Source organism: Oleiphilus sp. HI0067 (genome assembly GCF_001635735.1).
In genome coordinates, this window is record NZ_LWFI01001630.1 from 1 (window position 1) to 1,172 (window position 1,172).

At 41.5% G+C, this 1,172-nt stretch carries 2 protein-coding genes; both read left to right on the top strand.

The window, feature by feature from the left end; genetic code table 11:
• Nucleotides 1-148 precede the first annotated feature (148 nt).
• The gene (gene lexA, locus A3739_RS26310) at nt 149-763 is read left to right on the top strand and encodes a transcriptional repressor LexA (RefSeq protein WP_068476329.1); all 615 of its coding nucleotides are present in this window, start codon (nt 149-151) and stop codon (nt 761-763) included.
• Nucleotides 760-1,172 (top strand): SulA-like leucine-rich domain-containing protein (locus A3739_RS26315; protein WP_068503347.1); only part of this gene is annotated, 413 nt, incomplete at its 3' end. The genes lexA and A3739_RS26315, both read left to right, overlap by 4 nt.

Genomic DNA, 1,172 nt, shown 5'->3' on the forward strand with positions numbered 1-1,172 from the left:
TTATTGGGCGAATTCTGCCCGCAATTGCGATCTGCGAATAGAGCAAGTCTTGGAAAAGATTTATCCATAAACTTTACAAACAAAAAAACACTGTATACATTTACAGATACTGGATATAAAAACAGATAACCCAATTGCGGTAATTGACATGGAAAAACTCACCAAACGACAAAGCGAAGTGCTCGCTCTGATAAAAACCTACGTAGATGAAACAGGTTATCCACCAACACGTGCAGAAATCGCAAATGCTCTCGGCTTTCGATCTCCGAACGCTGCAGAAGACCACATCAAAGCACTTGCAAAAAAAGGCGCTATCGAGATTGTTCCAGGTGCTAGTCGCGGCATTCGACTACCTCAAGATGAGTCGGCGAATGATGGCCTACCTATTGTTGGCCAAGTAGCTGCAGGTAATCCGATTCTAGGTGAAGAGAACATCGAAGATTACTGCACCCTGCAACCCGAATTCTTCAATCCCTCAGCTGACTACCTCTTACGCGTAAGAGGTATGAGTATGAAGGACATAGGGATACTCGATGGCGACTTATTAGCTGTACATAAAACTGAGCAAGCTAAAAATGGCCAAGTCGTTGTTGCGAGAATTGAAGATGAAGTGACCGTAAAACGCTTTTTCAAAAACAAACATACTGTAGAACTGCATGCTGAGAATGAAGAATTTCAACCAATCGTTGTTGATCTGAAAGAACAGCATCTCGCAATTGAAGGTTTAGCCGTTGGCGTTATCAGAAAGGATACAATCCAATGAATGAAGCATACATCCAACAAGATCTAGGTTTTAACGACAAGGCACTTAATACTTCGTTTATTGAAATAGACGCTCCAAATAGCGCAAAAAAAGAAGCGAACGTAACAGAGATTATTATCGCGAAGTCAAAAGCAGATAGTGTTCAAATGCTATTGCCTATGCTTACAAAGCTGAATCAAGAACAACGCTGGCTCGCATTAATAGATCCGCCTAGCGAACTACTGCATCGATGGAAATCTGAACGAAAAACAGATCTCAATGAAATAATCGTTCTTCGATCAAACAAGCAAATATCCGGTGATGCGCTATGTCAAAAAGCTTTAGCAATGGGTACCTGCCATGCAGCTATTTTATGGACAAAAGGCATCAACAACGAGTTTTTTGAACAGCTTGAACGCGCATCGATTGA